This is a genomic window from Polaribacter sp. SA4-12 (assembly GCF_002163675.1).
Lineage (GTDB): Bacteria > Bacteroidota > Bacteroidia > Flavobacteriales > Flavobacteriaceae > Polaribacter.
Genome location: NZ_CP019334.1, coordinates 237468 through 261716, shown reverse-complemented (window position 1 = coordinate 261716; position 24249 = coordinate 237468). Strand labels below are relative to the sequence as shown.

Genomic DNA, 24249 nt, shown 5'->3' with positions numbered 1-24249 from the left:
TTTTCCTCTAGAAAGAATACAAAAAGACCTTAAAGGCTTGTGATCCCAAACTATTTTCCACTAAAAACACTTAACGAAATCATATAAAAACACCTTAATTAAACTGAATAAAATTCAGTTTAATTAAGGTGTTTTTATATATTTAAGCAAAGAATAGTTTAATTCTCAAAGAAGCTCATAAACTAGTTTAGCCCTGATTAACTCTGCTTTAATATTTTATATTGAATCGTTGAATGCTTTGCATTTGAAGTGGCATCCTTTTTTTATTTTTCTTAAAAAAAGATATAACGAAAAGCAGGAAATAGCTTCTTAAAAATAATTTAGAATTATTAGATAGAGATTGCTTCGTGCCTCGCAATGACAGAAAAAATTAATCTTCAGCATTTGCTTCTAAATCGGCTTCTGAAGTATCTTCTTCTTTGTGTTCTTTAAATTTACGTGTTCCTTCGTACAATTCGTATTTTACAAACTTACAGTTTAAATCCCCGTTTTTAAGAGCGATTCTTTTAGAAGTTCTTAATCCTACACATTTTAAAGCGTCTGTATCTGATGTTATTAACCAAGCTGAAGAACCTGGGTAATTGTGCTTTAATGTATCACCAATTTTCTTGTAAAATTCTTCTGTATCAATATTTAAACGTTCACCATAAGGTGGATTAAATAAAATGGTAGTGTTACCAAAAACTTCTTTTTTAGAGTTAAAAAAGTTGACATGGTGTACACCTATAAATTCATCTAAATTTGCGTTTTCGACGTTTGCTTGTGCTTTTTGTACAGCAGATGGTGCTTTATCGAATCCCATAATTTTAAAATGAGAAGAACGAATTTTCTTTAATAATGATTCTTGAATTGTAAAGTATAAATCTTCATCATAATCTTTCCAGTTTTCGAAAGCAAACAATTTTCTATTGATATTTGCAGGAATGTTATTCGCAATCATTGCAGCTTCAATTAAAATTGTACCAGAACCACACATCGGGTCAATAAAGTTTTCTTCACCTCTATAACCAGATAACAAAACCATACCAGCAGCCAAAACTTCGTTTATTGGCGCAATATTAGTCGCTGTTCTGTACCCTCTTTTATGTAAAGAATCTCCTGAAGAATCTAAAGAAACAGTCAACCATTCTTTATGAATGTGAATGTGTACCTTTAAATCTGGATAATCTAAATCTACGTTAGGTCTTTTACTATATTTATGACGAAAATAATCTGCAATTGCATCTTTCGACTTTAAAGAAATATAATGTGAGTTAGATGTAAAATTCTTAGAATTTACCACTGCTCCTATTGCAAAAGTACCTTCAGTATCTAAATAGTTTTCCCATTTAATTTTCTGAATCGCTTCATACAAATCTTCTTCATCGTAAATCTTACAAACTTTTATCGGTTTTAAAATTCTCACAGCAGTTCTTAAAGCAATATTTGCTTTGTACATAAAACCTGTATCACCTCTAAAAGAAACCATTCTGATGCCTTCTTTAACATCTTGTGCGCCTAGTTCTTTTAACTCATTTGCCAAAACACCTTCTAAACCGAAAAGTGTAGTTGCCGTCATTTTAAAATCTTTGTTCATACTCATAAAATTGACTGCAAAAATACATTTTATTAATAGGATAAATAGTAATTAAATTTTTCATTTTTTGAAACGTAAGATTTAGTTACTTTTACAGACTGAAATCTGAAAGATGTACAACTGCAAAGGAAATGTAATTAGTTATCAAATTAATTATAAAATTAAAAATAAGGTTACAGCAATTTTATAAAGATGAAAACAAAAGATTGGTTTACAGATTGGTTTAACACTTCTTATTATCATACGCTTTATAAAGAGAGAAATGATGGTGAAGCGCAATTGTTTATGAAGAATATTACTTCTTTTTTAAATTTGCCAAAAACGACTCATATTTTAGATTTACCTTGTGGAAAAGGGCGTCATTCTGTATTTTTAAATTCTTTAGGATATAAAGTTACAGGTGGAGATTTGGCTGCTAATAGTATTAAATTGGCTAAAGAATTTGAGAACGAGACTTTAAATTTTAAAGTACACGATATGCGTGCGCATTTTAATAATAAGTATGATGCTATTTTTAATCTGTTTACTAGCTTTGGTTATTTTGAAGATGATAAAGAAGACATTTTAATTTTAAACAACATTAAACAAGGTTTAAATAAAGATGGTTTTTTTGTGTTTGATTTTTTAAATGCTGAAAAAGTAAAATTAAATTTAGTTGCTACAGAAACTAAAACGGTAGATAACATTACATTCAACATTAAAAGAGAAATTAAAGATGGCTTTATCTTTAAACATATTTCATTTTTTGCTGATGGAGAAAATCATTCTTATACAGAACAAGTAAAATATTTAAATCTTGATAAAATGACAGCTTTCTTTGAAGATGTTGGTTTTACCATTACAAATGTTTTTGGAAATTATGATTTAAATACATACGAAGCTAAAACTTCTGATCGATTAATTATTATTGCAAAATGAGTTATATTCTTTTAATAGCATCTGTTCTTTTTGGTTCTATCTTGGTTTTTATTATAAAACCAAACAATAAAATAGTCCGTTTATTATTAGCTTTTAGTGGTGCTTATCTATTATCTGTTACTATTTTACATTTATTACCAGAAGTATATACTGAAACCACCGAATATAAAAAAGTCGGAATTTTTATTTTAGTCGGAATTATTATTCAGTCTGTTTTAGAATCTTTTTCTAAAGGAGCAGAACATGGACATATTCATATTCATACGGATGGAAAAGAGTTTCCAACGCTTTTATTTGTAAGTCTATGTATACATGCTTTTTCTGAAGGATTACCAATTCATAATGCTGGTGATAATTTATTATGGGCAATTGTGGTGCACAAAATACCAATTGCGGTTGTTTTAACTACTTTTCTAATTCAGACTAAATACTCGAAAAAAATAACTTATATTTTTTTGGTTGCTTTTGCTTTAATGAGTCCTTTAGGAATGTTATTGGGAGATAAAATCCCTTTTTTCACAACCTATGCAACTGAAATTACAGCTTTAATTGTTGGGGTTTTCTTACATATTTCTACAATTATACTTTTTGAAAGCACTGAAAACCATAAATTTAACTTACAAAAGTTTATTGCAATTCTTTTAGGAGTATTACTTACTATTTTTACTTTATAGTTTTTTACTTATATTTAAGGACATGATTATACCTACTTGTAGGTATATGTGTACTTACCAAATATTAGATATTTGGAATATATTAACCAACTAAAAACTAACCATGGAAAAAAACAGCAACTTTAAAACTTATAAACCAAAAGATAGAAAATTAAAGAAAAAAGAGAAAATGCATTATGATAGTAATCTAGATATTTTAATTCATGATAGCTATATCGATAATTCAAATAAACTCATTCATGTCAATTTTCCAGTTAATAAAACTGACAGTACAACTATAAAAGGAAACTATTTTTATGATTTATTAATTGGAAAAATTTTAGTAATTCATATTAGCATAGATGATAAAAATGAAAGAATAAAAGGAAAAAATAGAATGGTTTCATTTAATATAAAGTTAGACGATATTGATGAAGTTTCAGGAAAGTTAGATTTTGTTAATTTAGAAAAATTAACAATTTTTGTTTATAATGATGATGATGATGATTTTCCAAAACTCACTTGTTTTTCTCAAAAAGTAAATGAAGGTATTGCTCGTCCCAAAGAAGGAAATGGTGGAGGAATTATAATCCAAGGGCCATAAAATGTTAAAAGTTTTATTTTTGAAGCTTAATAAACTACAAATCATTTTTTTTATGATTTGTAGTTTATCTTATGCACAAAATTCACAAAAGGATTCAGCTTATTTTTACTTTAAAAAAGCAATCGAATTTAGTAATAATAATAAACATTTTGGTGCCTATAAAAATTACATTAAAGCTAAAAATATTTACGTTTATTTAAATGAAATTGATAGTGTAGCAGAATGCAACCTTGAACTTTTTGAGTTAATAGCTTCTCAAAATAATTTAGAAGACAATTCTAAACCTTACCTAGATGATTATTACGAATATGCCTTAAAAAAGAATGATTCTTTAAAGTTATTAGTAGCAAGTAATAGTTATGCTAGTTATTTCTGGGATTCAGATACCATTGAATTATCAATAAAATACTATAAAAACTCTCTAAGACTTACTGAAAATATAAAGTTAAGAAAGTATAGGGTTACTGTTTATGCTAATTTAGCTTACCTTTTTACAAAAACAAAAACAGACTCAGCTAGTTACTACTTTAAAAAAACATTAAGTTTATATACCAAAGAAGACAAAAATCAACTATTTGCAACTTACATCAATTATGCTGTTTTTTTCCAAAAACAAAATAAATTTGAAGAAGCAATTATACAGTTGAATAATGCAGCAAAAATTGAACCTACAGCTTATAAATTAAAATATAACAAAATATTATATGGCAAATTTGCAAATTGTTACCAAGAAATTGGATATTATAAAAAAGCATATGAAGCTTATGAAAAATACAATATATATAGAGACAGTTTAAATAATACTGCTCAAAATATTGCTATTTCAGATTTAGATGTAAAATATCAAACTGCAGAAAAAGATAAAAAAATACTTGAAACAGAAGCTAAAAGACTAAAGAATAGAAATCTTTTAATTGGCTCTCTCCTATTCATTTTATTAGCTGGAACTATTGCTGTTTTATCACTAAAAAACTCTAAACGAAAAAGAAAACTAGCAGAACAAGATAAAGAACTAGAAACTCAAAAAAACCTTACACTTTTAAAAGAACAAGAACTGACTACTATTAATGCAATGGTAGATGGTCAAGAAAAAGAACGCAAGCGTATTGCAGAAGATTTACATGATAATTTAGGTTCTGTTTTAGCTACTCTTAAACTACATTTTGAGAATCTTAAAATGAATCGTGAGAAGAAAAAGATAAATCAAGAAATGTTGTTTGATAAAACAGAAGGGTTAATAGATGAAGCTTACTTAAAGGTTAGAAGTATTGCACATGCTAAAAATGCTGGCGTTTTAGCAAATCAAGGTTTATTAGTCGCCATACAAATGATGGCTGAAAAAATATCTTCGGCAGATAAAATTCAAATTGAAGTTATCGACTTTGGTTTAGATAAAAGACTAGAAAATAGTTTAGAAATTAGTGTTTTTCGAATTACACAAGAGTTGATTACCAATATTATAAAACATGCAAATGCTAAAAACGCAACCATCAACATTTCTTTATATGATAAAAATCTAAACATTATAATAGAAGATGATGGGTTAGGATTTGATATAAAGAAGGTTAATCTTAAAAACGGAATGGGAATCAGTTCTATAAAAACACGAGTTAGCCATTTAGGAGGTACTTTTAATGTAGATTCTACCAAAGGAAAAGGAAGCTCAATAATTATTGATATTCCAATTTCTTAATTACTTACTTATAGGGATATTTCAATTTCATAAAAGTGCTATTTTTATAAAAAAGAAACTATGATTACAATTATAATGGCAGAAGATCATCAAATGTTAATCGATGGAGTAAAATCTTTCTTTGAATATGATGATGAAATAAATATTATTGGCTCTGTAAATGACGGAGAAGAATTAGTGAAATTAGTTTCCTTAAAACAGCCCAAATTAGTTATTACAGATATCAGAATGCCAAAAATGGATGGAATTCAAGCTACCAGAATTATAAAGAAAAAACTTCCTCATATTCATGTTTTAGCAATGACAATGTTTGATCAACCAGATGCAATTAAACAAATGTTAGATGCTGGTGCAACTGGTTATATATTAAAAAATTCAGGAATTAAAATGTTATCGAAAGCAATTGTTACTGTTGCAAATGGAGAAACTTTCTTTGACCCAAATGTGGCGTTCAATTTTATGAATAGTTATATAGATGATAATGTAACTATTGGCAAATCAGATAAAGTAATTTTATCTAACAGGGAAAAAGAAATTTTAAATTTAATTTCTAATGGAAAAACATCAAAAGAAATAGCAGAGAGTTTATTTATTGCAAAAACGACAGTAGATACGCATAGAAAAAACATGATTCGTAAGCTTGATTTATCTTCTGGTAATGAATTGGTTAAATACGCTATTGATAAGAAATATAAATTTTAATATATAAAAAAAAAGAGGTTGAATTAAATTCAACCTCTTTTTTTATTTAAACTAATTATGTTTTGTTTTAATTTGCGACTTCATTAATAAATTTAATACGCATTAAACGTAATTCTTCTTCATCATAATCACCATCAAATTCGTCTAAAGCATCTTGAATTTTATCAGATTCTGCATCCATAAAATAATCATGGATTTCTTCCTGCTGATCTTCATCTAATAGATCATCTAAACAATAGTCAATATTTAACTTTGTTCCTGAAAATATAATCATTTCCATTTCCTTTATCAGCTCACTCATTTTAAGTCCTTTGGACTTAGCAATATCTTCTAAAGGTAATTTTTTATCAGTATTTTGAATGATAAATAACTTTAATCCAGAATTAGTACCTGTACTTTTTACAATTAAATCATCAGGTCTTAGAATATCATTTTCTTCTACATAAGTAGAAATTAATTTTATAAAATCCTTTCCAAATTTTCTTGCTTTTCCTTCTCCTACTCCATGAACTGTAGATAGTTCTGGTAAAGTTATTGGATATTTTAAAGCCATATCATCTAAAGATGGATCTTGAAAAACAGCAAATGGAGGAACACCTTGTTTTATTGCAACACTTTTACGTAAATCTTTCAATATTTTTACTAACTTTTCATCAGCAACTCCACCAGAAGATTTAGAATTTGTTATTATAGAACTATCATTTTCTTCATTGTAAGAATGATCTTCTGTCATCATAAAAGAATAAGGTTTATTTATAAACTCCTGTCCTTTTTCTGTTAACTTAACAACACCATATTGTTCTATCTCTTTCTTTATTAAATTAACGACTAAAATCTGTCTGATTAAGGCCATCCAATAAAGTGCCGATTTATCTTTACCACTCCCAAAAAATGGTTGTAAATGTGTTTTATGAGAAGTTAACAATGCGTTTTCTTTTCCAATAATGGTATTTACAACTTCTTTCGATTTGTATTTCTGTAAAGTATTTTTTATAACATTTAATAAGAGTTTTACATCCTCTTTAGCTTCATGTTTTTTCTTAGGATTTCTAGAATTGTCATCCATATCTGCTCCATCTCCATTTTCAGCATCAAACTCTTCACCAAAATAATGCAACAAATATTTTCTTCTATTCATCGAAGTTTCTGCATAACCAACAACTTCTTGTAATAATGCATGTCCAATTTCTTGTTCAGCAACTGGCTTACTAGCCATAAATTTCTCTAACTTTTCAATGTCTTTATATGCATAAAAAGCCAAACAATATCCTTCACCATCATCTCGACCAGCTCTACCTGTTTCTTGATAATAACTTTCTAAACTTTTAGGAATATCATGATGAATTACAAAACGAACATCTGGTTTGTCAATTCCCATACCAAAAGCAATGGTAGCAACAACAACATCGCAATCTTCCATCAAAAACATATCTTGATGTTTTACACGAGTTTTTGCATCCAAACCTGCGTGATAAGGAACCGCCTTAATTCCGTTTACTTGTAAAACCTGAGCAACTTCGTCTACTTTTTTACGGCTTAAGCAGTAAATAATTCCAGATTTGCCCATTCTTTGCTTTACAAAACGAATTATATCTTTTTGTACATCAATCGTTTTCGGTCTTACTTCATAAAAAAGATTTGCCCTATTAAAAGAAGCTTTAAACCTATTTGCATCCGTAATTCCTAACGTTTTTAAAATATCTTCCTGCACTTTTTCTGTTGCAGTAGCAGTTAAACATATTATTGGTACGTTATCTATAGCTTTAATAATATGCTTTAAATTTCTATATTCTGGTCTAAAATCATGACCCCATTCAGAAATACAATGTGCTTCATCAATAGCAACAAATGAAATTTTCTGCGTTTTTAAGAAAGCAACATATTCTTCTTTTATTAAAGATTCTGGTGCTACATACAAAAGTTTTGTAATTCCACTAGCAATATCTTCTTTAACTTGCGCTACCTCTGTCTTATTTAAGGAAGAGTTTAAAACATGCGCCACACCATTATGTTCAGAGATTCCTCTAATTGCATCTACTTGATTTTTCATCAAAGCAATTAAAGGAGAAACAACAATAGCTGTTCCTTCTGCCATTAAGGCTGGTAATTGATAACAGAGTGATTTCCCTCCACCTGTTGGCATTATAACAAAAGTGTTATTATTGGCAACAATACTTTTAATTACTTGCTCTTGTAATCCTTTAAATTTATTAAATCCAAAGAATTTTTTAAGAGGACTGTATAAATCCATTTATCTAAATATTCGTTTAACTTTAAAAACAACTCACAAACATACTATAATATTTGCTCTAACTATTATTTATAGTAAATTTGCTCGTTTCTTAATCTAAAGATATAACTTTTTTTTATTCTGATAAAATACCAAACTATTGAAAAAGACAAACTCAATTATAAAAACCGCCCAAGAAACTATATTAATAGAAAGTAACGCTATTGCTAATTTAGCTAAATTAATTGATGCTGACTTTGAAGAAGCCGTTAAATTTATTTTAAATTCTAACGGAAGGGTAATTGTTACCGGTATTGGTAAGAGTGCAAACATTGCTACTAAGATTGTAGCAACCTTTAATTCTACAGGTACTCCGGCAATTTTCATGCATGCAGCAGATGCTATACATGGAGATTTGGGTAATGTTCAAAAAGATGATGTAGTTATTTGTATTTCTAAAAGTGGAAATACGCCAGAAATAAAAGTGTTAGTTCCACTAATTAAAAATTATGGAAATAAAATAGTTGCAATTACAGGAAATGTTGATTCTTATTTAGGGGAACATGCAGATTTTACATTAAATGCTTTTGTAGAAAAAGAAGCTTGTCCTAATAATTTAGCGCCAACAACAAGTACAACCGCACAATTAGTTATTGGTGATGCTTTGGCTGTTTGTTTATTAGATTTAAGAGGATTCACGAGTAAAGATTTTGCAAAATATCATCCCGGAGGAGCTTTAGGTAAACGTTTATACTTAAGAGTTTCTGATTTAGTTGAAAATAATGAAGTTCCGAAAGTACATGAAACAGATAGTATTGCGAAGGTTATTGTTGAAATTTCTGAAAAAAGATTAGGAGTTACTGCAGTAATGAATGCTGATAGATTAGTTGGAATTATTACGGATGGTGATATTAGAAGAATGCTTTCTAAAACAACTGAAATAGCCGATTTTACAGCAATAGATATTATGGGTAAAAACCCTAAAACAATTTCTGATGATGCTATGGCAATTGATGCCTTAAACACAATGGAAAACAACAGTATAACACAAATGTTAGTGGTTGATAATAACAACAATTATGTGGGTGTTGTACATTTACATGACTTAATTAAAGAAGGAATTTTCTAATGGCAGAAAAACAAAAAGAAATGTCCTTTTTAGGTCATTTAGAAGAATTAAGATGGCATTTAGTCAGAGGTGCGTCTGCAATATTTATTTTGGCAATTGTTTTCTTTGTATTTGCAGAACAAGTATACGATCATTTTTTATTAGCACATATAAAACCAGATTTTATCACCTACAAAGTGTTTTGTGATTTTTTTAATTTATTTGGTTTAGATAGTGCTTTCTGTAATGTTAGTTTTGAAGATAGTAAGCTACAAAGTATAAAAGTTACATCACAATTAATGAACTCTATTTGGTCTTCATTAATATTGGGAGTTATTTTATCATTTCCTTATCTTTTATGGGAAATTTGGAGATTTGTTTCACCAGGTTTAACAAAACACGAAATAAAAAGATCTAGAGGTTTTATCTTTATAGCCTCACTTTTATTTTTTATCGGAGTTTTATTTAGTTTTTATGTAATTGCACCTATTTCTATACACTTTTTGTATAATTATCAAATTACAGACGCTATTCAAAATAGTTTTACATTAGAATCACACATAGGTTTAGTAACAAACATGTTATTAGGAGTTTCTATTTTATTTGAATTACCGGTTTTAATCTACTTTTTAACAAAAATAGGTTTAGTAACCCCAGATTTTTTAAAGAAATACAGAAAACATGCGTTAGTTGTTGTGTTAATTTTAGCAGCAATTATTACACCACCAGATATTGCAAGTCAAGTTATAGTAGCAATACCAATTCTTATTTTATATGAAATAAGTATTAAAGTTTCAAGAAGAGTCATAAAAAAACAACAGAAAGATGCACGAAAAGGTTAAAGAATTTAATGATTATCGTCAAAAAATGAACGATAAAATTTTAGATTCAGACAATAAAGTAATTAAAAGAATCTTCAATTTAGACACCAATGCTTTTAAAGAAGGTCATTTACCAGTAAAGACAAAAGAGCTTCTAGGACTAGTAGCATCAGCAGTTTTACGATGTGATGATTGTGTACAATATCATTTAGAATCTGCACATAAACTAGGTGTTACCAAAGAAGAAATGATGGAAACAATGTCTATTGCTACTTTAATTGGAGGAACTATTATGATTCCTCATTTAAGAAGAGCTGTTGAATATTGGGAAGCTATTGATGAATAAAGTTTAATCGTGTAATTGTTTAATCGTGTAATTGGGAGCAAGTTTGTGAACAAATTAAGATGTAACATATTTTAAATTTTTACTTTTACTTTATTTAGATGATTACAATTAAACAATTACCCATTTTAACAATTACACTTAATAAATGATTTTAAGAGCAGAAAATATTGAAAAAATTTACGGAAGTAGAAAGGTTGTAACTGGTATTTCTTTGGAAGTTAAACAAGGTGAAATTATTGGACTTTTAGGTCCGAATGGAGCAGGAAAAACAACTTCTTTCTATATGATTGTTGGGATGATTAAACCAAATTCTGGTAAAATCTTCTTAAATGATGAAGAAATAACTGAAGACCCAATGTACAAACGTGCACAAAAAGGGATTGGTTATTTAGCACAAGAAGCTTCTGTTTTTAGAAAATTATCTGTGGAAGATAATATTATGTCTGTTTTACAATTTACAGATTTATCAAAAAAAGAACAGAAAATTAAACTTGAATCTTTAATTGAAGAGTTTAATATTGGTCATGTTCGTAAAAATAGAGGTGATTTATTATCTGGTGGAGAAAGACGTAGAACAGAAATTGCACGTTGCTTAGCTTCTGATCCTAATTTTATTTTATTAGATGAACCTTTTGCAGGTGTAGATCCTATTGCTGTTGAAGATATACAAAGTATTGTAGCACATTTAAAAGACAGAAACATCGGAATTCTAATTACAGATCATGATGTACAAGCAACTTTAGCTATTACAGATAAAACCTACTTAATGTATCAAGGAAGTATTCTTAAAAGCGGAACTCCAGAAGAATTAGCTGCAGATGAAATGGTTCGTAAAGTATATTTAGGTAAAGATTTCGAATTGAAAAAGAAGAAATTTTTTAAATAGAAATTATTATTTCCTATAACTTTTCGTTTTCAATAATAACATCCAATTTTTTTAAGCTTCAATTTTTTTCTTAGAATTACTAACCACCGATAAAACTACGTAAAGTATTATTATAAGTGGAATTGAAATATACTGTAATAAAATTATCATCAGTAAAGATACTATTAAAAACAAATACTTCATTAAATTATTCTTTATTGAATACTCTTTAAACTTTAAAGAAAATAAAGGGATTTCAGCATTCATTAAATACGTTAACAGAATTGTTATTGCAATTAAGAAATAATTGTTTGTCATTAAATTTTGTGCAAATTCAATATTAGAATATTGTTGAATTAAAGGCAACGAAATAACAAATAAACTCATTGCTGGCGTTGGCAAGCCTATAAACGAATCTGATTGTCTTGTATCAATATTAAATTTTGCGAGCCTATAACAAGCTCCTAAGGTTAAAAATAAACCGATGTATTTAATCCAAGACAAAGAATAATCATTATGTGATATTGGAAATAAAAGTCCTTGTTTTATATATTGACCATCAATATTTTCAAAACTCGATATATATAACAAATTATACATTATAATTCCAGGTACAACTCCACTTGTTACCATATCTGCTAAAGAATCTAATTGTTTTCCTAATTCTCCAGAAACATTAAATAAACGAGCAGCAAAACCATCAAAAAAATCGAATAGAATTCCTAAAACAACAAATAAACCTGCAGAAACAAAATCACCTTCTACTGCAAAAATAGTTGCAATTGTTCCACAAAAAAGATTACCAAGAGTTATTAAATTCGGAATGTGTTTTTTGATCTTCATTTTATTGTTTGATTAAATAGCTAAAGTAAGAAATCAAATGATGGTGGTTTTCATTATTCTTTAATTTTTTATCATATTTGTAAGAAAAGAAATTCTATGCCAGTATTTACTTCAGACTTCTCGCCTACTTTACCTTTTAAAAATGGTCATTTTAATACGATGTACAGACCCCTTTTCATGAAAGATATTTGTAGTTATTTACGAAAAAGAGTGACTACTTGGGATAACGATTTTATAGATTTAGATTTTTCTTTAGTCGGCTCTAAAACCTTAGTATTATTGATTCATGGTTTAGAAGGAAGTTCAGAATCTAAATATATAGCATCTACTTCTAAACACCTAAATTCAAGAGGTTTAGACACTGTTTGTTTTAATCTAAGAGGTTGTTCTGGTGATGATAATTTACTACTAGGAACTTATCATAGTGGAAAAACAGAAGATGTAGATTTTGTAGTAAAACATCTTTTACAAAATTATGAATACGATAATTTAATTATAACTGGTTTTAGTTTAGGTGGTAATTTAACCTTAAAATATATTGGTGAACAAGCAGAAAATATTTCACCTAAAATAAAAGGAGGAATTGCTGTTTCTGTTCCTATTGACATTGCTTCTGCTGAAATAGAAATGGATCGATTAAAAAACAAATTATATATAGAAATGTTTTTTAAAACAATGAAAAACAAAATTTTAGAAAAAGCACATAAGTTTCCAGCATACAATTTAGACAAAGACCAATTATTTAAAGCAACAAAGTTTAAACATTTAGAACATTTATATACTGTGCCTGTTTTTGGTTTTGATAGTCCTGAAGATTATTGGGTAAAAGCAAGTTCTAAACCTTATTTATCTAAAATTACTAAGCCAACTTTACTAATAAATGCTAAAGACGATACATTTTTATCTAAAGAATGTTATCCTTTTGAAGAAGCTCATGATTCTGATTATTTCTATTTTGAAGGACCAAATTATGGTGGTCATGTTGGTTTTATGAACTCCTTTAAGCCAACAGAAAACACTTGGTTAGAGCATCGAATTGAAAGATTTATCCGAGAAAATATTCAGATTAACCTATTGTAAACAATATCTTTAAAAAACTACTGTTATTTTAGTATGTTTTTAGATATTTGTTATTGATAATTTTTCGCCTTTTGAAACACAAAATATTATTTTTTTTACTACTTACTCCACTTTTTTTATCTGCACAAGCATTTAGAAGTTATTCTAATGAATTTTTAACTATTGGTGTTGATGCTGCAGGGTTAGGAATGAGTAAAAGTATTGTTGCTACAACAAATGATGTAAATTCAATTTACTGGAATCCAGCTGGTTTAGTTGGTATAGAAGATTATCAAGGTTCATTAATGCATGCATCTTATTTTGCAGGAATTGCAAATTATAATCATGCAGCGTTTGCAATGCCAATAGATAGTCAAAGTGCTTTTGGAGTTTCTATTATTCGTTTTGGGGTTGATGACATTCTAAATACTACCGAATTAATTGATAGTAATGGAAATATTGATTTTAACAGAATAAGTCTTTTTTCTTCTGCAGATTATGCTTTTAACATTGCCTATGCTAGAAACCTGCTTTTTAAAGATGTAAAGTTTGGGGTAAATGCAAAAATTGTGAGAAGAATTATTGGTGATTTTGCTTCTTCTTGGGGATTTGGTTTTGATGCAGGAATTCAATTTGAACGTAATTCTTGGAAATTTGGATTAATGGCAAGAGATATTACAACTACATTTAATAGTTGGGCTATTAATGAAGATGAATTCAATAAAATTAAAGATGCAATTCCAGGACAAAATCAAGAATTACCAGAAACGACTGAAATTACAAAGCCCAAACTGCAATTAGGTGTTGCAAAAATATGGAGAGTAGGACGTCGTTTTAATTTACTTACAGAAGTGAATGCAAATATGCGTTTTACTAAAACCAACGATATTTTTTCTTCGGATGCTTTAAGTATAGATCCAGCAATGGGATTTCAATTAGATTTTGATGAATTGGTTTATTTAAGAGCTGGAGTTGGTAATTTTCAATACATAACAGAGTTTGACAACACAAAATCACTTTCTTTACAACCTAATTTTGGTCTTGGTTTTAAATACAACGGAATTAAAGTTGATTATGCTTTAACCAATATTGGTAGTGTTGGTAACGCTTTATATTCTAATATTTTTTCAATTACAGTAGATTATAGTTTTTTTAGACATTAGTTTTTATGAAAAAAAAGTACTTCCTTATATTATTTATTCTTTCTATTTATTCACCTTTAAAAGCTCAAGTACAACTTTCTGCATACGCTGAAGTAAGTATTGTAACTGCAGGACCAGGAGGAGAGTTATATGAAGCTTTTGGACATTCTGCAATAAGAATTAAAGACCCAGTTTTAAATTTAGATTTAATTTATAACTATGGAATGTTTGATTTTAATCAACCTAACTTCTTATTAAATTTTGCAAAAGGAAATATGATCTATAGTTTAGCGCGCTATGATTTTAAATACTTTTTAGCAAGCTACAGAAGAGACAAACGATGGGTTAAACAACAAGTTTTAAACTTATCACAACAAGAGAAACAAGCCTATTTTATATTTTTAGAAACAAATGCTTCACCTGAAAACAGAAACTATCTCTATGATCCTTATTTTGATAATTGTGCTACAAAACTAAGAGATATCACAAAATCTATTTTAGGAAGTAAACTTGTTTTTAACGACACCTATTTAGAAAAAGAACTAACTTTCAGGGAATTAACCAACCATGAAATTCCTTGGAATGCTTGGGGAACATTTGGTTTAAATTTAATTGCAGGTACAAAATTAGACCAAAAATCGACTTATGAAGAATACATGTATTTACCAGATTATGTGTATAGCTCTTTTAAAAATGCAACAGTATATATAAAGAATCAACCAAAAGAATTAGTAAAAAGAGAGGATATTCTTGTCAGAGTTAAAGAAAAACAACCTAAAACTGCTCTTTTTAACCCGTTTTTAATATTTAGTATTATTGCTCTTTTGGGTATATATATTACTTATAAAGATTATATAAAGAATAGAAGAACAAAATGGTTAGATTTTGTTTTGTTCTTTACAACAGGATTCATTGGTTGTGTATTATTTTTCCTATGGTTTTTCTCAACACATTCAACAGCACCAAATAATTTTAATTTGTTGTGGGCTTTTGCTCCGAATTTAATTATCGCTTTTCTATTATTAAACACGAAACAACAAAAAAGATGGTTACAGAAATATTTGTTTGTATTGATCGTTTTATTGCTTCTCATTCCTGTACTTTGGATACTCAAAATTCAGGTTTTTCCAATAGTAGTAACTCCACTATTAATATTACTTATTATTAGGTATTACTTTTTATCAAAAAGATTATTGACCTTTATAAAATAAAACAGTAGTAACCGTTTTTATCAATATTTTAAAGTCCATAAAAGCACTTCTTTCTTTTATATAATACAAGTCATAACGCAATTTAGTCTCTTGCTCTTCAATTGTATTTGCATAAGGATAGTTAACTTGTGCCCAACCTGTTAAACCTGGTCTAACAACATTCCTAATTGCGTAAAAAGGAATTTTATTTTCTAAGTCTTTCACAAATTCAGGTCTTTCTGGTCTTGGTCCAATAATACTCATATCGCCTTTCAATATATTGTAAAACTGAGGAAATTCATCCAACCTCGTATTTCTTAAAAATTTGCCAAAAGCAGTAATTCTTTTATCATTTTTTACTGCCCAAACTGCTCCATTAGATTCAGCATTTTCAACCATAGATCTTAGCTTAAAAATATTGAATTTCCTTCCATTTTGACCAACTCTATCTTGCGAATAAAATAGAGATCCTCTATTACCCATAAGATTACCTAAAAATAAGATAGGTATTAAAAAGAAAAGTACAATAAGACCAAAAATTGAAAGAATAATATCTACAAATCTTAAACCAAAAAGATAAAAACGGTTGCTATTATTCTTACTGAAATTTAAATGTTTGTAAAAATTATTTTTTAAATATTCTTTAGGAACTCTTAATGTTACTTCTTCATAAAACGTTTCATAACTAACTATATTTACTCCTTGTTCAAATAATAAAACAAGCTCTTTGTTCAATTTTTCAACAACTTCTGGTAATAATCCTTTTAGAGAAACAATCACTTCAGTAACACTATTCTTATCAATTAAAGAAGAAATCTTAGCAGTAGAAATATCCTGAAAATTATGAATACCAGTTACTTCCTTATCAGATAAATAAGCATGTAAATTATGAATATTGTCTTTTTGAATTTTTTTAAGTATACTTTTTATTCTATCTGACTCCCCAATAAAAACAATGTTTTTGAAATATTTTGGTGAAAAAATCAACCACATATATAAAAACCGCCAAATAATAACGGGTAAAGATAGTATTAGAAAGAAATATACTATTTGCAATCTATTAGATGGTAAAACGGGTGAAATATAAGGTGTGAAAATATAAAATATTGTAGTAAAAAAAGCTGTTAATATTACACTTCTAACGACTGTATATCTATTATTTGAAATATTTAAATTGTACAGCAAAAAGATTTCACCAAATATCAAATAATAAAAAATAAGTAATAATGACCAATTTAAAATATAGTCATTTGAAAAAAAGAAATAATTAAAATTTAGATAAATTGATGATAAAAAAAGACTTAAAATAATTATTGCAATATCTACAATTCTTAATAGAATTTTCCTTTCAGATATATTATAATAAGATTTCGAAATCATTTAAGCAGTTTATTTATTACATTACATAGTGTATAATATGTAGCTCGAAAATAAGATAAATTTTCAACATTTTTATACAAATTCCAATTCCATTTAAGCATTTCTACTTTATTATTTGATATCGATTGACTTCGATCTCTATACTGAGCCAAAACTGTAGCTAAACCAAAAGCATACTTTTCTGATTTTAAAACTTTTAACCACAAACCATAATCTTGTCTTTTTCTAATTTTAGGCATAAATATTTTACCCAAAACATCTTTATTATACATTGCTGTTAAACATCCTATTTCATTAGAATACAACATTCTGTTATAATCTAATTTATCTTTACACTTTATAGTTTTGTTAGTACTATTCCCTTCTTCATTTATAATTTCATAAGATGTATAACTCAAAGAGTAATTATTTTTCAGCATAAAATCTAACTGGAATTCTAATTTTTTAGGCAACCATAAATCATCACTATCTAAGAAAGCTATAAAAGTACCCTTTGCTAAAGATATTGCTTTATTTCTTGCGATAGCAGCTCCAGAATTATCCGATAATTGATGCAATTGAATTCTAGAATCTTGTTTACAAAAAAAAGTAATAATATCTATACTTTTATCCGTAGAAACATCATCTACAATAATCATTTCCCAATTTTTATAGGTCTGATTTAAAACACTATTAATTGTTTCTGAAATAAATTTCTCAGAATTATAATTTGGTGTAATAATAGAAACTAGGTTATTCATTTATTTCAGAAATAAAATTTTTCAGTTTTCCTTTAGTGTAGATGAACTCTGCTTGTTGTTTTATCTCAAAAATAATATCTTTTTTAAAATATTTTTCAATCTCAGCAACTAATTTTCTTTCAACATCTACATTTACTTTAATATCTAACAAAAAAATCAATTTCCCTTTTTGATTTTGAACAACTTGATAGTTTAAAACTATTTTCTCTTTTTTTGATAAATTCTTAAATATGTAATAAAAATACAGACTCGGATATGTATTCTCAACCCCATAAATATTCTCTCCTATTCTACCTGTAACTTCATCTAAAATTAAATGATTTTTGCCACATGAACATTTCTTCTCTCTTGGAGCTAAAGAGATATAATCACCTAATTTATAACGAATTATTGGAAAAGAATGTAATTGTAAATTTGTTACTAATATTTCATTATCTATTTCTTCAACCAAAACCCCCTCCATATTTAAATGCATACTTCCTTGTTCACATTCAAAAGCTATAATACCAGATTCAGTTGCCCCATATTCACTAATAATTTTAACCCCAAAAGCTTCTTTAATTGGAGATTGATAACTTTCAAAAATTTTCTCTGAAGTACCTTTAATCATTTTAATCTGTAACGGTTTCGGTAATTTTAATTTATTAATTAAAATTGCTGTTTGGTATATCATTGATGAATACCCATGAATATAGTTCGCTTTTTGAGCTTTTCTAATAAAACTTTTTAGTGACTTTTCGTTATAGCTAAAAATTCTAAATCTATTTTGTAGAAAATCTAAAATCTTATTTTTTTGTTTACTGATAAAAGAAAAGCTAAAGCCCCAAAAATATCCATTTCTATCCCAAGGATTTATGTCGTACCAAGAATATCCTCTTTGTATTGCTGCTCTATTAAACGAATCTACTTCTTCCTCTCTAAAAAACTTTAAAGACTCTCCTGATGTACCTGAGGTTGTTGCTAAAAACTTCTTTTTAAAAGTCAGATTCGTATGTATTTGAGGTGCAAATTTTATTAAATCCTTTTTTGTTATTATAGGAAATAGTTTAATATCATCTAATGAACTTACTTTTTGAATATCTACATTTAGTTCATCGAACTTCCTTTTATAAAACTCAGAATTATTGTAAGCTACTTGTAAAATTTCTTTAAACTTTTTTAGCTGATATTGCTCTAACTCATCTAAAGACCATTTTTCAGATTCCTTTAAAAAATGGTATTTAATTTTAAAAGAGGGATTTCTCAATTGTTGTCCTAAAGTGTAGATAATTTTTCTGATCATCATTTTAGAATTTTAAACCACTTTCCTTTGTTATTATTCCAACTAAAATTTCCCACTTTCTTTCTAGCATTTATTGCTAAGTTAGGGTGATTATTATTTAGTAAAGAAACAATTGCACTCGTCATTTCTTCTGTATTAGATTTAGTGACTAATAATCCATCAGTTGTATCATCTATTAAAAAAGGCATTCCACCAACATTTGTACTAACAATTGGTAACCCCAAAGCCATCGCTTCCATTACACTAACAGGTGTATTGTCAAAATTTGTTGTATTAATAAAGATGTCATAATCTTCAGATTTTTTATGCCAATCTTCTTTTAGAAGAACATCTGTAAATTCTACAGAACTTTCTAATTTTAATTCAGAAATCAACTTTAAGCAATCATCATAACTATCATCAACAAAAGGTCCAACCATACATAGTTTTGCTTTAGGATATTCTTTTTTAAGTAAATCTAAAACTTTGATTGCTAACGTAGGATTGTAAATTTCTTTAAAAGCTCTAACCCAAAATAATTTAGGCTCAAGTTGTTTTCTATTCTTAAAATTATAGTTTTCTATCTCTAAAATATTAGGAATAAACATGGTATCATATCCTTTTTTCTCAAAAGAGGATTTTAGGTAATTTGAAGGAGCTACATTTTTATATGAGTTCTTAAAAATCAAATCACTTAAAAACGTATTTCGTTCTAATCTTTCAGGTAAATTACCTCCATGTAAAATAGGAATGTACTTTAATTTAAAAACTCTTGCTAATTGAGATATGATAAATGCATAATAGAAATTTATGGTACTAAAAGTATCAATTAGAACATAATCTACTTTATTTCTATTTTTTACGAGAGAAATACACATATCTAATAACCTTAATAGTTTACTTATTTTATCTGATGAAACTATTACAGAAAAACCTTCTTCTTTTAACAACGTAGATAATACTTTTATGGTAGAATTATACTTTGTTTTCCCTGTTAAATTGTTACCTATATATAATATTTTTTTACGATTCATCTGGTACAATTCTAATCAAACTTAATCCATAAACAAAAGCAGGAAATGCGATTCTCATTGCAGAATGGTTAATCGTTAAAAACCAAAAAATATAAAAAGAAATTAAAAATGCTCTTTGGTAATTATTACTAAAATACATATTCTGTAAAGGTGCTATTAAAAGTATCAACAGTGCAATTATGCCTAATGAACCATGCTCTTCAATTAATCTACTAACCTCATTATGAGAAGCAGCAGTTACATGCTCTCCAGTTTCAATTCTTTTATACTTACCATTACCAACTCCAATACCAAAAATTGGAGATTCATAAAAACTTTCTAACTGCATATTAATAATCTTCCCTCTTCCTGCAGTTACATCTTTTTTCTTAACACCCATAGTATTTTCTCCTGCATATCTATTAGCAATCATTCCTCCGGTAATATTTGATGTATACAACCAAATTCCTAAAAATAAAATTAGTGAAACGAAAACATATTTAGAAACTTTAACAAGAGTTACCTTCTGAAATAAAAACATAAAAAAGGCAAAAAACAAAAACGCAACCACTGCTGTAATCATACCTCCTCTTGAAAATGTTAATAAACCTCTGTATATGAAATATGTTAAAAAGAAACCATCTAAAAAAATATATACAGATAAATTAATTCTGATAAATAAAAAAACACCTAAAATAAATGCTCCGAAACCAATCATAGTAGCCACCTGATTGGGGCCAAAACCTCCAGATGTGTCAAAATTTGATAAAGTACCAAAAACCATTTCTTCTAAATCTGGTGTTCTAAAATAAACATAACTAACCATAGAAAATATAGGCAATAAACAGAGAAAAAGCAACTCTTTAAATTCTGTTAATGTTATTGTCCTTTTATAACAATAAAGAGCAAATAAGCCTAAAGTTATAGGCCCACTTAAATTAAATGATATAGCATTTCTAATTGATTCACCTGATGGAGTGTCAGTAAATATAATACCTATTAATAAAAGTAATATATATAATATAAATGATACTGTTTGTTTTTGTTTTACTGGACCTAAAAACAGCCCTAGAAGAATAAATAAAATCATTCCATATTTACCTGTTTCATACAATAAGGTACCTCCTGACATTCTTATAAAAACCTCAGCCCCCACTAAATAACTTATTAAAAACAAAGCTTCTTCTTTTCTATTTCTAGTTGTATAAATAATAAAGGCACCAATAACAAAAATAAGTAAAGTATAAATTTTAGCAATGGGTAAGAAAGTAACTAGAAAGCCCAAAACTATGTGAACACAAATAAATAAAAACTTATTACCTAATATTTTATTTATCATAAAATTTTTTAATTTTTGAAATAAAATTTTCTTTAGAGAAAAAAGAGATAACATTCTTATTTAGTGAATCTGAAATCTCTTTCCTTAATAAATTCCCCTCAATAATTTCTAATAAAGCTTTTGCAAAAATATCACTTCTTTTAGGAACAACAATTGCTTTATGGTGATTGATTACCTTTTTACATTCCCCAACATCAGTTGTTAAAACGGGTAAATTTGCTAAACCATACTCTAATAAAGAAATTGGTAATCCTTCATTTTCTGAAGACAAAACTCCAATAGATGCTTGTTCTAAAATATTTTTGATATCTGAACACATATCATACATAAAAACATTTTCTTTTAACTTGTGATTGCTAATATATCTTTTTATTTTATTTGAGTATTCATTATTATAATCTTTACCTATTAAATGTAAAGTCCAATCTGGAAACTTATTTTGCACAATATTAAATGCTTCTAATAAGTTTAAATGATCTTTTTCTGGTCTTAAAGCTGCTAAACAAACAATTCTTTTATTAATTACTCCATATAAATTCGTAAAACGATCCGTATCTGTAAATAATGGAAAATTATTTACTTGAATAACATTCTTGTTCCCTAATCTATTTTTTGACCACACTGCTAATTCTTCGTTTACGTTCACGATTCCACTTGTAAACTTCGTAAGAAATTTAATTATATAGAATTTCAAACCACTTAAGTTAACATTTACTCCTGTATGATTATGCCAAAATAGTTTGAAGTTTGGATACATCATTTTTAACACACAAGCAAAAAATAAAGAAGTAGAATGTGCGTGAACAATATGAATTTGATTCTTTTTTATATATTTTTTAAGTTTAATTAAGGCTTTAAAATCTAAAGTAGACTTTCTCTTTAAATGAATATAACGTACTTCTTTTTTTAACTTATCCTTTAAAAAACCTTCTTGTCTTGTAGTACAAAAATGAGATGAGATATTGTAATCTAAAAAGACATTAGCCATATTAACAGCTAATACCTCTGTTCCTCCAACATTTAACGAGTCGGTAATTTGTAAGACTTTTAATTCTTTCAAAGCTTCATTAGTTTTCCTATTTCAAACTCAAATTTATCTAACGTAAAATTTTGAGACCATTTTTGAGCCTCTAAAGATTGCTGTTGATACACAACTTCATTATTCATATAATTTAAAACAATTTCAACCAAATCTTCTATCAAAACATTTGGTGCTACAATTGTGCCTCTCTTACCATAATCTAACATATATGCTACACAAGAAACATCTGTCGAAATTGGTAAACATTTCCAAAACATCGCCTCAGCGACAACCTTTGGCCAACCTTCTGATTTAGAAATAAAAATAAGAAAATGAGCTTCTATAAATGCTTTTTTTACAATTTCTTTGGGTTTATTTCCATGCAAAAATATATTATTCTCTAATCTGTGCTCACTAATATACCTCTTAACTTCATTAAATTTGTCTCCTTCACCATACATATCTAATTGAACGTCTATGTTTTTAGAAAGTAAACTCTGAATTGTTTTTACACTCAACAAAGGTTGTTTTCCTTCAGAAAAAGTTCCTACAAATATAAATTTAATTACACTAGAAAAACACTTTTTTGGTACTTCTATAATCTCCTCTTTTTTATAGGATGCGGTAAAAAAAGGAATAATATTTTTAGTTTGATTTTCCCATTTTCCATAAACCAAAACTTTACAATTTCTAGTTAAAATGGTATTGGATAAAATCCATTTTTGAATTCGATAACTTATTGGTTGTTTGCTTTTAGGATCCCAATTCCCTGCATATTTTGAAGTTTTAGGTGTAAAAGGAAAAAAAATTTGGACAAAACAGCCTAATAAACCTATGCTACCAGGATTTCTTAGATGAATATGATCTGCTTTAAACATATTAATAAAAAGCTTGAAAATTATAAAAGGCAATACTAAAATACTCTTAATAGTATCAAAAAAAGAAATCAAGGATATTGAAGGTATTGAAGAAACTTTTATATCTCTATTAAATGATTCAATTAATAGTTCTTTTTTATATTTAGTAGGTGATACAATCACAACATCATCAAAATATTTCATCCATAGTTTTATCTCATTTACATATGGTGCATAAGAAAACAACTTATTCTCTTTTTTTAAAATTGGAGCATCTGAAATAATTAAAAACCTCATTAAATATATCCTTTAGATCCTAAATTATTAATAATTTTCGCGGGGACACCAATAACTGTAGAATTTTTCTCTATATTATCTATAATTAAAGAATTTGCAGCTATAACACAATTACTTCCAATTTTAATATTTCCTGCTAAAACCGAATTTGCACCAATATAGATATTATCATCAAGAACAGGAACCCCTCTTTTATTTCCTCTTCCACTCACACCGATTGTAACACCTTGTGAAATATTACAATTGTTACCAATTATAGCGTTTGAGTTTATTATTATTCCTCCAAAATGGCCAATATAAAATGAATGTCCAATAGAACAAGAATATGGTATTGAAATTCCAGAAACAATTTCAATCCATTTTTGAAAAATAATAGATACTAATAAAAGTGGTTTTTTTATAATACTTGGCAATTTACTTTTATATATATAATTTGAAGATCTATAAACAAAAAGAGCCCAAAGACCTTGAGTAGTTAGTAATAAAACTAAAGAAGATTTACCACTATACTTTTTATATTTTAAAATATCAGTTTTAAACAAATTATTTATTTTAATTGAGAACCTTTTTATCTAACAAATTTAAGCTTTA

The 24249-nt window shown here is 27.5% G+C and carries 23 protein-coding genes; 12 read left to right on the top strand and 11 right to left on the bottom strand.

All coding sequences use genetic code 11. The features are described 5' to 3' along the window. Positions 1–370: 370 nt before the first annotated feature. On the bottom strand, positions 371–1576 hold the full coding sequence (locus BTO07_RS01160; protein ID WP_087519479.1) for a THUMP domain-containing class I SAM-dependent RNA methyltransferase: 1206 nt from the start codon (positions 1574–1576) through the stop codon (positions 371–373). 192 nt (positions 1577–1768) lie between these two features. On the opposite strand from BTO07_RS01160, the gene BTO07_RS01155 reads away from it, so the two are divergent. The 5 genes from BTO07_RS01155 to BTO07_RS01135 all read left to right on the top strand — a co-directional run bounded on the left by BTO07_RS01155 (position 1769) and on the right by BTO07_RS01135 (position 6146). Beyond that, entirely contained in the window at positions 1769–2494 is a 726-nt protein-coding gene (locus tag BTO07_RS01155) for a class I SAM-dependent DNA methyltransferase (RefSeq protein ID WP_087519478.1), read from the top strand. Further along, positions 2491–3168 (top strand): ZIP family metal transporter, encoded by a 678-nt coding sequence (locus BTO07_RS01150; protein ID WP_087519477.1) that lies wholly within the window; start codon positions 2491–2493, stop codon positions 3166–3168. Before BTO07_RS01155 ends, BTO07_RS01150 begins: the two co-directional genes overlap by 4 nt. 103 nt (positions 3169–3271) lie before the next feature. Continuing rightward, positions 3272–3751 carry a hypothetical protein gene (locus BTO07_RS01145; RefSeq protein ID WP_087519476.1) on the top strand — a complete coding sequence of 160 codons (480 nt, stop codon included), beginning with the start codon at positions 3272–3274 and terminating at the stop codon, positions 3749–3751. A 52-nt stretch (positions 3752–3803) separates the two neighbouring features. Next, positions 3804–5444, top strand: a complete 1641-nt coding sequence (locus BTO07_RS01140; protein ID WP_198342494.1) for a sensor histidine kinase — start codon at positions 3804–3806, stop codon at positions 5442–5444. 60 nt (positions 5445–5504) lie between these two features. Beyond that, positions 5505–6146, top strand: a complete 642-nt coding sequence (locus BTO07_RS01135; protein WP_198342493.1) for a response regulator — start codon at positions 5505–5507, stop codon at positions 6144–6146. 67 nt (positions 6147–6213) lie between these two features. On the opposite strand, the gene BTO07_RS01130 is transcribed toward BTO07_RS01135, so the two are convergent. Beyond that, on the bottom strand, positions 6214–8397 hold the full coding sequence (locus BTO07_RS01130; protein WP_087519474.1) for an ATP-dependent DNA helicase RecQ: 2184 nt from the start codon (positions 8395–8397) through the stop codon (positions 6214–6216). Between the two features lie 139 nt (positions 8398–8536). On the opposite strand from BTO07_RS01130, the gene BTO07_RS01125 reads away from it, so the two are divergent. The 4 genes from BTO07_RS01125 to lptB all read left to right on the top strand — a co-directional run bounded on the left by BTO07_RS01125 (position 8537) and on the right by lptB (position 11537). Then, positions 8537–9505: a KpsF/GutQ family sugar-phosphate isomerase gene (locus BTO07_RS01125; protein WP_087519473.1), complete on the top strand. Its 969-nt coding sequence runs from the start codon at positions 8537–8539 to the stop codon at positions 9503–9505. After that, complete coding sequence (gene tatC / locus BTO07_RS01120) at positions 9505–10326, top strand: twin-arginine translocase subunit TatC (protein ID WP_087519472.1); 822 nt, start codon at positions 9505–9507, stop codon at positions 10324–10326. The genes BTO07_RS01125 and tatC overlap by 1 nt, the downstream gene beginning before the upstream one ends. Continuing rightward, positions 10310–10651 (top strand): carboxymuconolactone decarboxylase family protein, encoded by a 342-nt coding sequence (locus tag BTO07_RS01115; RefSeq protein ID WP_087519471.1) that lies wholly within the window; start codon positions 10310–10312, stop codon positions 10649–10651. The genes tatC and BTO07_RS01115 overlap by 17 nt, the downstream gene beginning before the upstream one ends. Before the next feature lie 145 nt (positions 10652–10796). After that, the gene (gene lptB, locus BTO07_RS01110; RefSeq protein ID WP_087519470.1) at positions 10797–11537 is read left to right on the top strand and encodes an LPS export ABC transporter ATP-binding protein; all 741 of its coding nucleotides are present in this window, start codon (positions 10797–10799) and stop codon (positions 11535–11537) included. A 51-nt stretch (positions 11538–11588) separates the two neighbouring features. Here the strand turns inward: lptB and BTO07_RS01105 are convergent, their stop codons facing one another. After that, a complete protein-coding gene (locus BTO07_RS01105) occupies positions 11589–12359 on the bottom strand; it encodes a CDP-alcohol phosphatidyltransferase family protein (RefSeq protein ID WP_087519469.1) in 771 nt (256 codons plus the stop codon). Between the two features lie 96 nt (positions 12360–12455). Between BTO07_RS01105 and BTO07_RS01100 the strand changes: the two genes are divergently transcribed. From BTO07_RS01100 to BTO07_RS01090, 3 genes are all read left to right on the top strand, one after another. After that, on the top strand, positions 12456–13439 hold the full coding sequence (locus BTO07_RS01100) for a YheT family hydrolase (RefSeq protein WP_087519468.1): 984 nt from the start codon (positions 12456–12458) through the stop codon (positions 13437–13439). Between the two features lie 71 nt (positions 13440–13510). Continuing rightward, the gene (locus BTO07_RS01095; RefSeq protein WP_198342492.1) at positions 13511–14581 is read left to right on the top strand and encodes a PorV/PorQ family protein; all 1071 of its coding nucleotides are present in this window, start codon (positions 13511–13513) and stop codon (positions 14579–14581) included. A 5-nt stretch (positions 14582–14586) separates the two neighbouring features. Further along, positions 14587–15771: a lipoprotein N-acyltransferase Lnb domain-containing protein gene (locus tag BTO07_RS01090; protein ID WP_087519466.1), complete on the top strand. Its 1185-nt coding sequence runs from the start codon at positions 14587–14589 to the stop codon at positions 15769–15771. Here the strand turns inward: BTO07_RS01090 and BTO07_RS01085 are convergent. Genes BTO07_RS01085 through BTO07_RS01050 form a run of 8 tightly spaced genes read right to left on the bottom strand, consistent with a single transcriptional unit; the run spans position 15751 to position 24200 of the window. Continuing rightward, entirely contained in the window at positions 15751–17130 is a 1380-nt protein-coding gene (locus BTO07_RS01085; RefSeq protein ID WP_087519465.1) for a sugar transferase, read from the bottom strand. The genes BTO07_RS01090 and BTO07_RS01085 overlap by 21 nt on opposite strands. Then, positions 17127–17870, bottom strand: coding sequence for a glycosyltransferase family 2 protein (locus BTO07_RS01080; protein ID WP_087519464.1), 744 nt, complete (start codon positions 17868–17870; stop codon positions 17127–17129). Before BTO07_RS01080 ends, BTO07_RS01085 begins: the two co-directional genes overlap by 4 nt. Further along, positions 17863–19155 (bottom strand): phenylacetate--CoA ligase family protein, encoded by a 1293-nt coding sequence (locus BTO07_RS01075; protein WP_087519463.1) that lies wholly within the window; start codon positions 19153–19155, stop codon positions 17863–17865. Before BTO07_RS01075 ends, BTO07_RS01080 begins: the two co-directional genes overlap by 8 nt. Then, positions 19152–20165: a glycosyltransferase family 4 protein gene (locus BTO07_RS01070; RefSeq protein WP_087519462.1), complete on the bottom strand. Its 1014-nt coding sequence runs from the start codon at positions 20163–20165 to the stop codon at positions 19152–19154. Before BTO07_RS01070 ends, BTO07_RS01075 begins: the two co-directional genes overlap by 4 nt. Further along, positions 20155–21483, bottom strand: coding sequence for an O-antigen ligase family protein (locus BTO07_RS01065; protein WP_157663251.1), 1329 nt, complete (start codon positions 21481–21483; stop codon positions 20155–20157). The genes BTO07_RS01070 and BTO07_RS01065 overlap by 11 nt, the downstream gene beginning before the upstream one ends. After that, complete coding sequence (locus tag BTO07_RS01060; protein ID WP_087519460.1) at positions 21473–22543, bottom strand: glycosyltransferase; 1071 nt, start codon at positions 22541–22543, stop codon at positions 21473–21475. The genes BTO07_RS01065 and BTO07_RS01060 overlap by 11 nt, the downstream gene beginning before the upstream one ends. Further along, positions 22540–23658, bottom strand: a complete 1119-nt coding sequence (locus tag BTO07_RS01055; RefSeq protein ID WP_087519459.1) for a glycosyltransferase — start codon at positions 23656–23658, stop codon at positions 22540–22542. The genes BTO07_RS01060 and BTO07_RS01055 overlap by 4 nt, the downstream gene beginning before the upstream one ends. Continuing rightward, complete coding sequence (locus tag BTO07_RS01050) at positions 23658–24200, bottom strand: serine O-acetyltransferase (protein ID WP_087519458.1); 543 nt, start codon at positions 24198–24200, stop codon at positions 23658–23660. The genes BTO07_RS01055 and BTO07_RS01050 overlap by 1 nt, the downstream gene beginning before the upstream one ends. Positions 24201–24249: the final 49 nt, after the last annotated feature.

Bases quoted from the DNA above. Each gene is read 5' to 3' on its own strand.
- BTO07_RS01135 (WP_198342493.1), top strand. From the start codon at position 5,505: ATGATTACAATTATAATGGCAGAAGATCATCAAATGTTAATCGATGGA.
- BTO07_RS01145 (WP_087519476.1), top strand. From the start codon at position 3,272: ATGGAAAAAAACAGCAACTTTAAAACTTATAAACCAAAAGATAGAAAA.
- BTO07_RS01140 (WP_198342494.1), top strand. From the start codon at position 3,804: ATGATTTGTAGTTTATCTTATGCACAAAATTCACAAAAGGATTCAGCT.
- BTO07_RS01100 (WP_087519468.1), top strand. From the start codon at position 12,456: ATGCCAGTATTTACTTCAGACTTCTCGCCTACTTTACCTTTTAAAAAT.
- BTO07_RS01075 (WP_087519463.1), bottom strand. From the start codon at position 19,155: ATGATGATCAGAAAAATTATCTACACTTTAGGACAACAATTGAGAAAT.
- BTO07_RS01160 (WP_087519479.1), bottom strand. From the start codon at position 1,576: ATGAACAAAGATTTTAAAATGACGGCAACTACACTTTTCGGTTTAGAA.
- BTO07_RS01115 (WP_087519471.1), top strand. From the start codon at position 10,310: ATGCACGAAAAGGTTAAAGAATTTAATGATTATCGTCAAAAAATGAAC.
- tatC (WP_087519472.1), top strand. From the start codon at position 9,505: ATGGCAGAAAAACAAAAAGAAATGTCCTTTTTAGGTCATTTAGAAGAA.
- BTO07_RS01055 (WP_087519459.1), bottom strand. From the start codon at position 23,658: ATGAGGTTTTTAATTATTTCAGATGCTCCAATTTTAAAAAAAGAGAAT.
- BTO07_RS01155 (WP_087519478.1), top strand. From the start codon at position 1,769: ATGAAAACAAAAGATTGGTTTACAGATTGGTTTAACACTTCTTATTAT.
- BTO07_RS01065 (WP_157663251.1), bottom strand. From the start codon at position 21,483: ATGATAAATAAAATATTAGGTAATAAGTTTTTATTTATTTGTGTTCAC.
- BTO07_RS01080 (WP_087519464.1), bottom strand. From the start codon at position 17,870: ATGAATAACCTAGTTTCTATTATTACACCAAATTATAATTCTGAGAAA.
- BTO07_RS01150 (WP_087519477.1), top strand. From the start codon at position 2,491: ATGAGTTATATTCTTTTAATAGCATCTGTTCTTTTTGGTTCTATCTTG.
- BTO07_RS01085 (WP_087519465.1), bottom strand. From the start codon at position 17,130: ATGATTTCGAAATCTTATTATAATATATCTGAAAGGAAAATTCTATTA.
- lptB (WP_087519470.1), top strand. From the start codon at position 10,797: ATGATTTTAAGAGCAGAAAATATTGAAAAAATTTACGGAAGTAGAAAG.
- BTO07_RS01130 (WP_087519474.1), bottom strand. From the start codon at position 8,397: ATGGATTTATACAGTCCTCTTAAAAAATTCTTTGGATTTAATAAATTT.
- BTO07_RS01070 (WP_087519462.1), bottom strand. From the start codon at position 20,165: ATGAATCGTAAAAAAATATTATATATAGGTAACAATTTAACAGGGAAA.
- BTO07_RS01105 (WP_087519469.1), bottom strand. From the start codon at position 12,359: ATGAAGATCAAAAAACACATTCCGAATTTAATAACTCTTGGTAATCTT.
- BTO07_RS01090 (WP_087519466.1), top strand. From the start codon at position 14,587: ATGAAAAAAAAGTACTTCCTTATATTATTTATTCTTTCTATTTATTCA.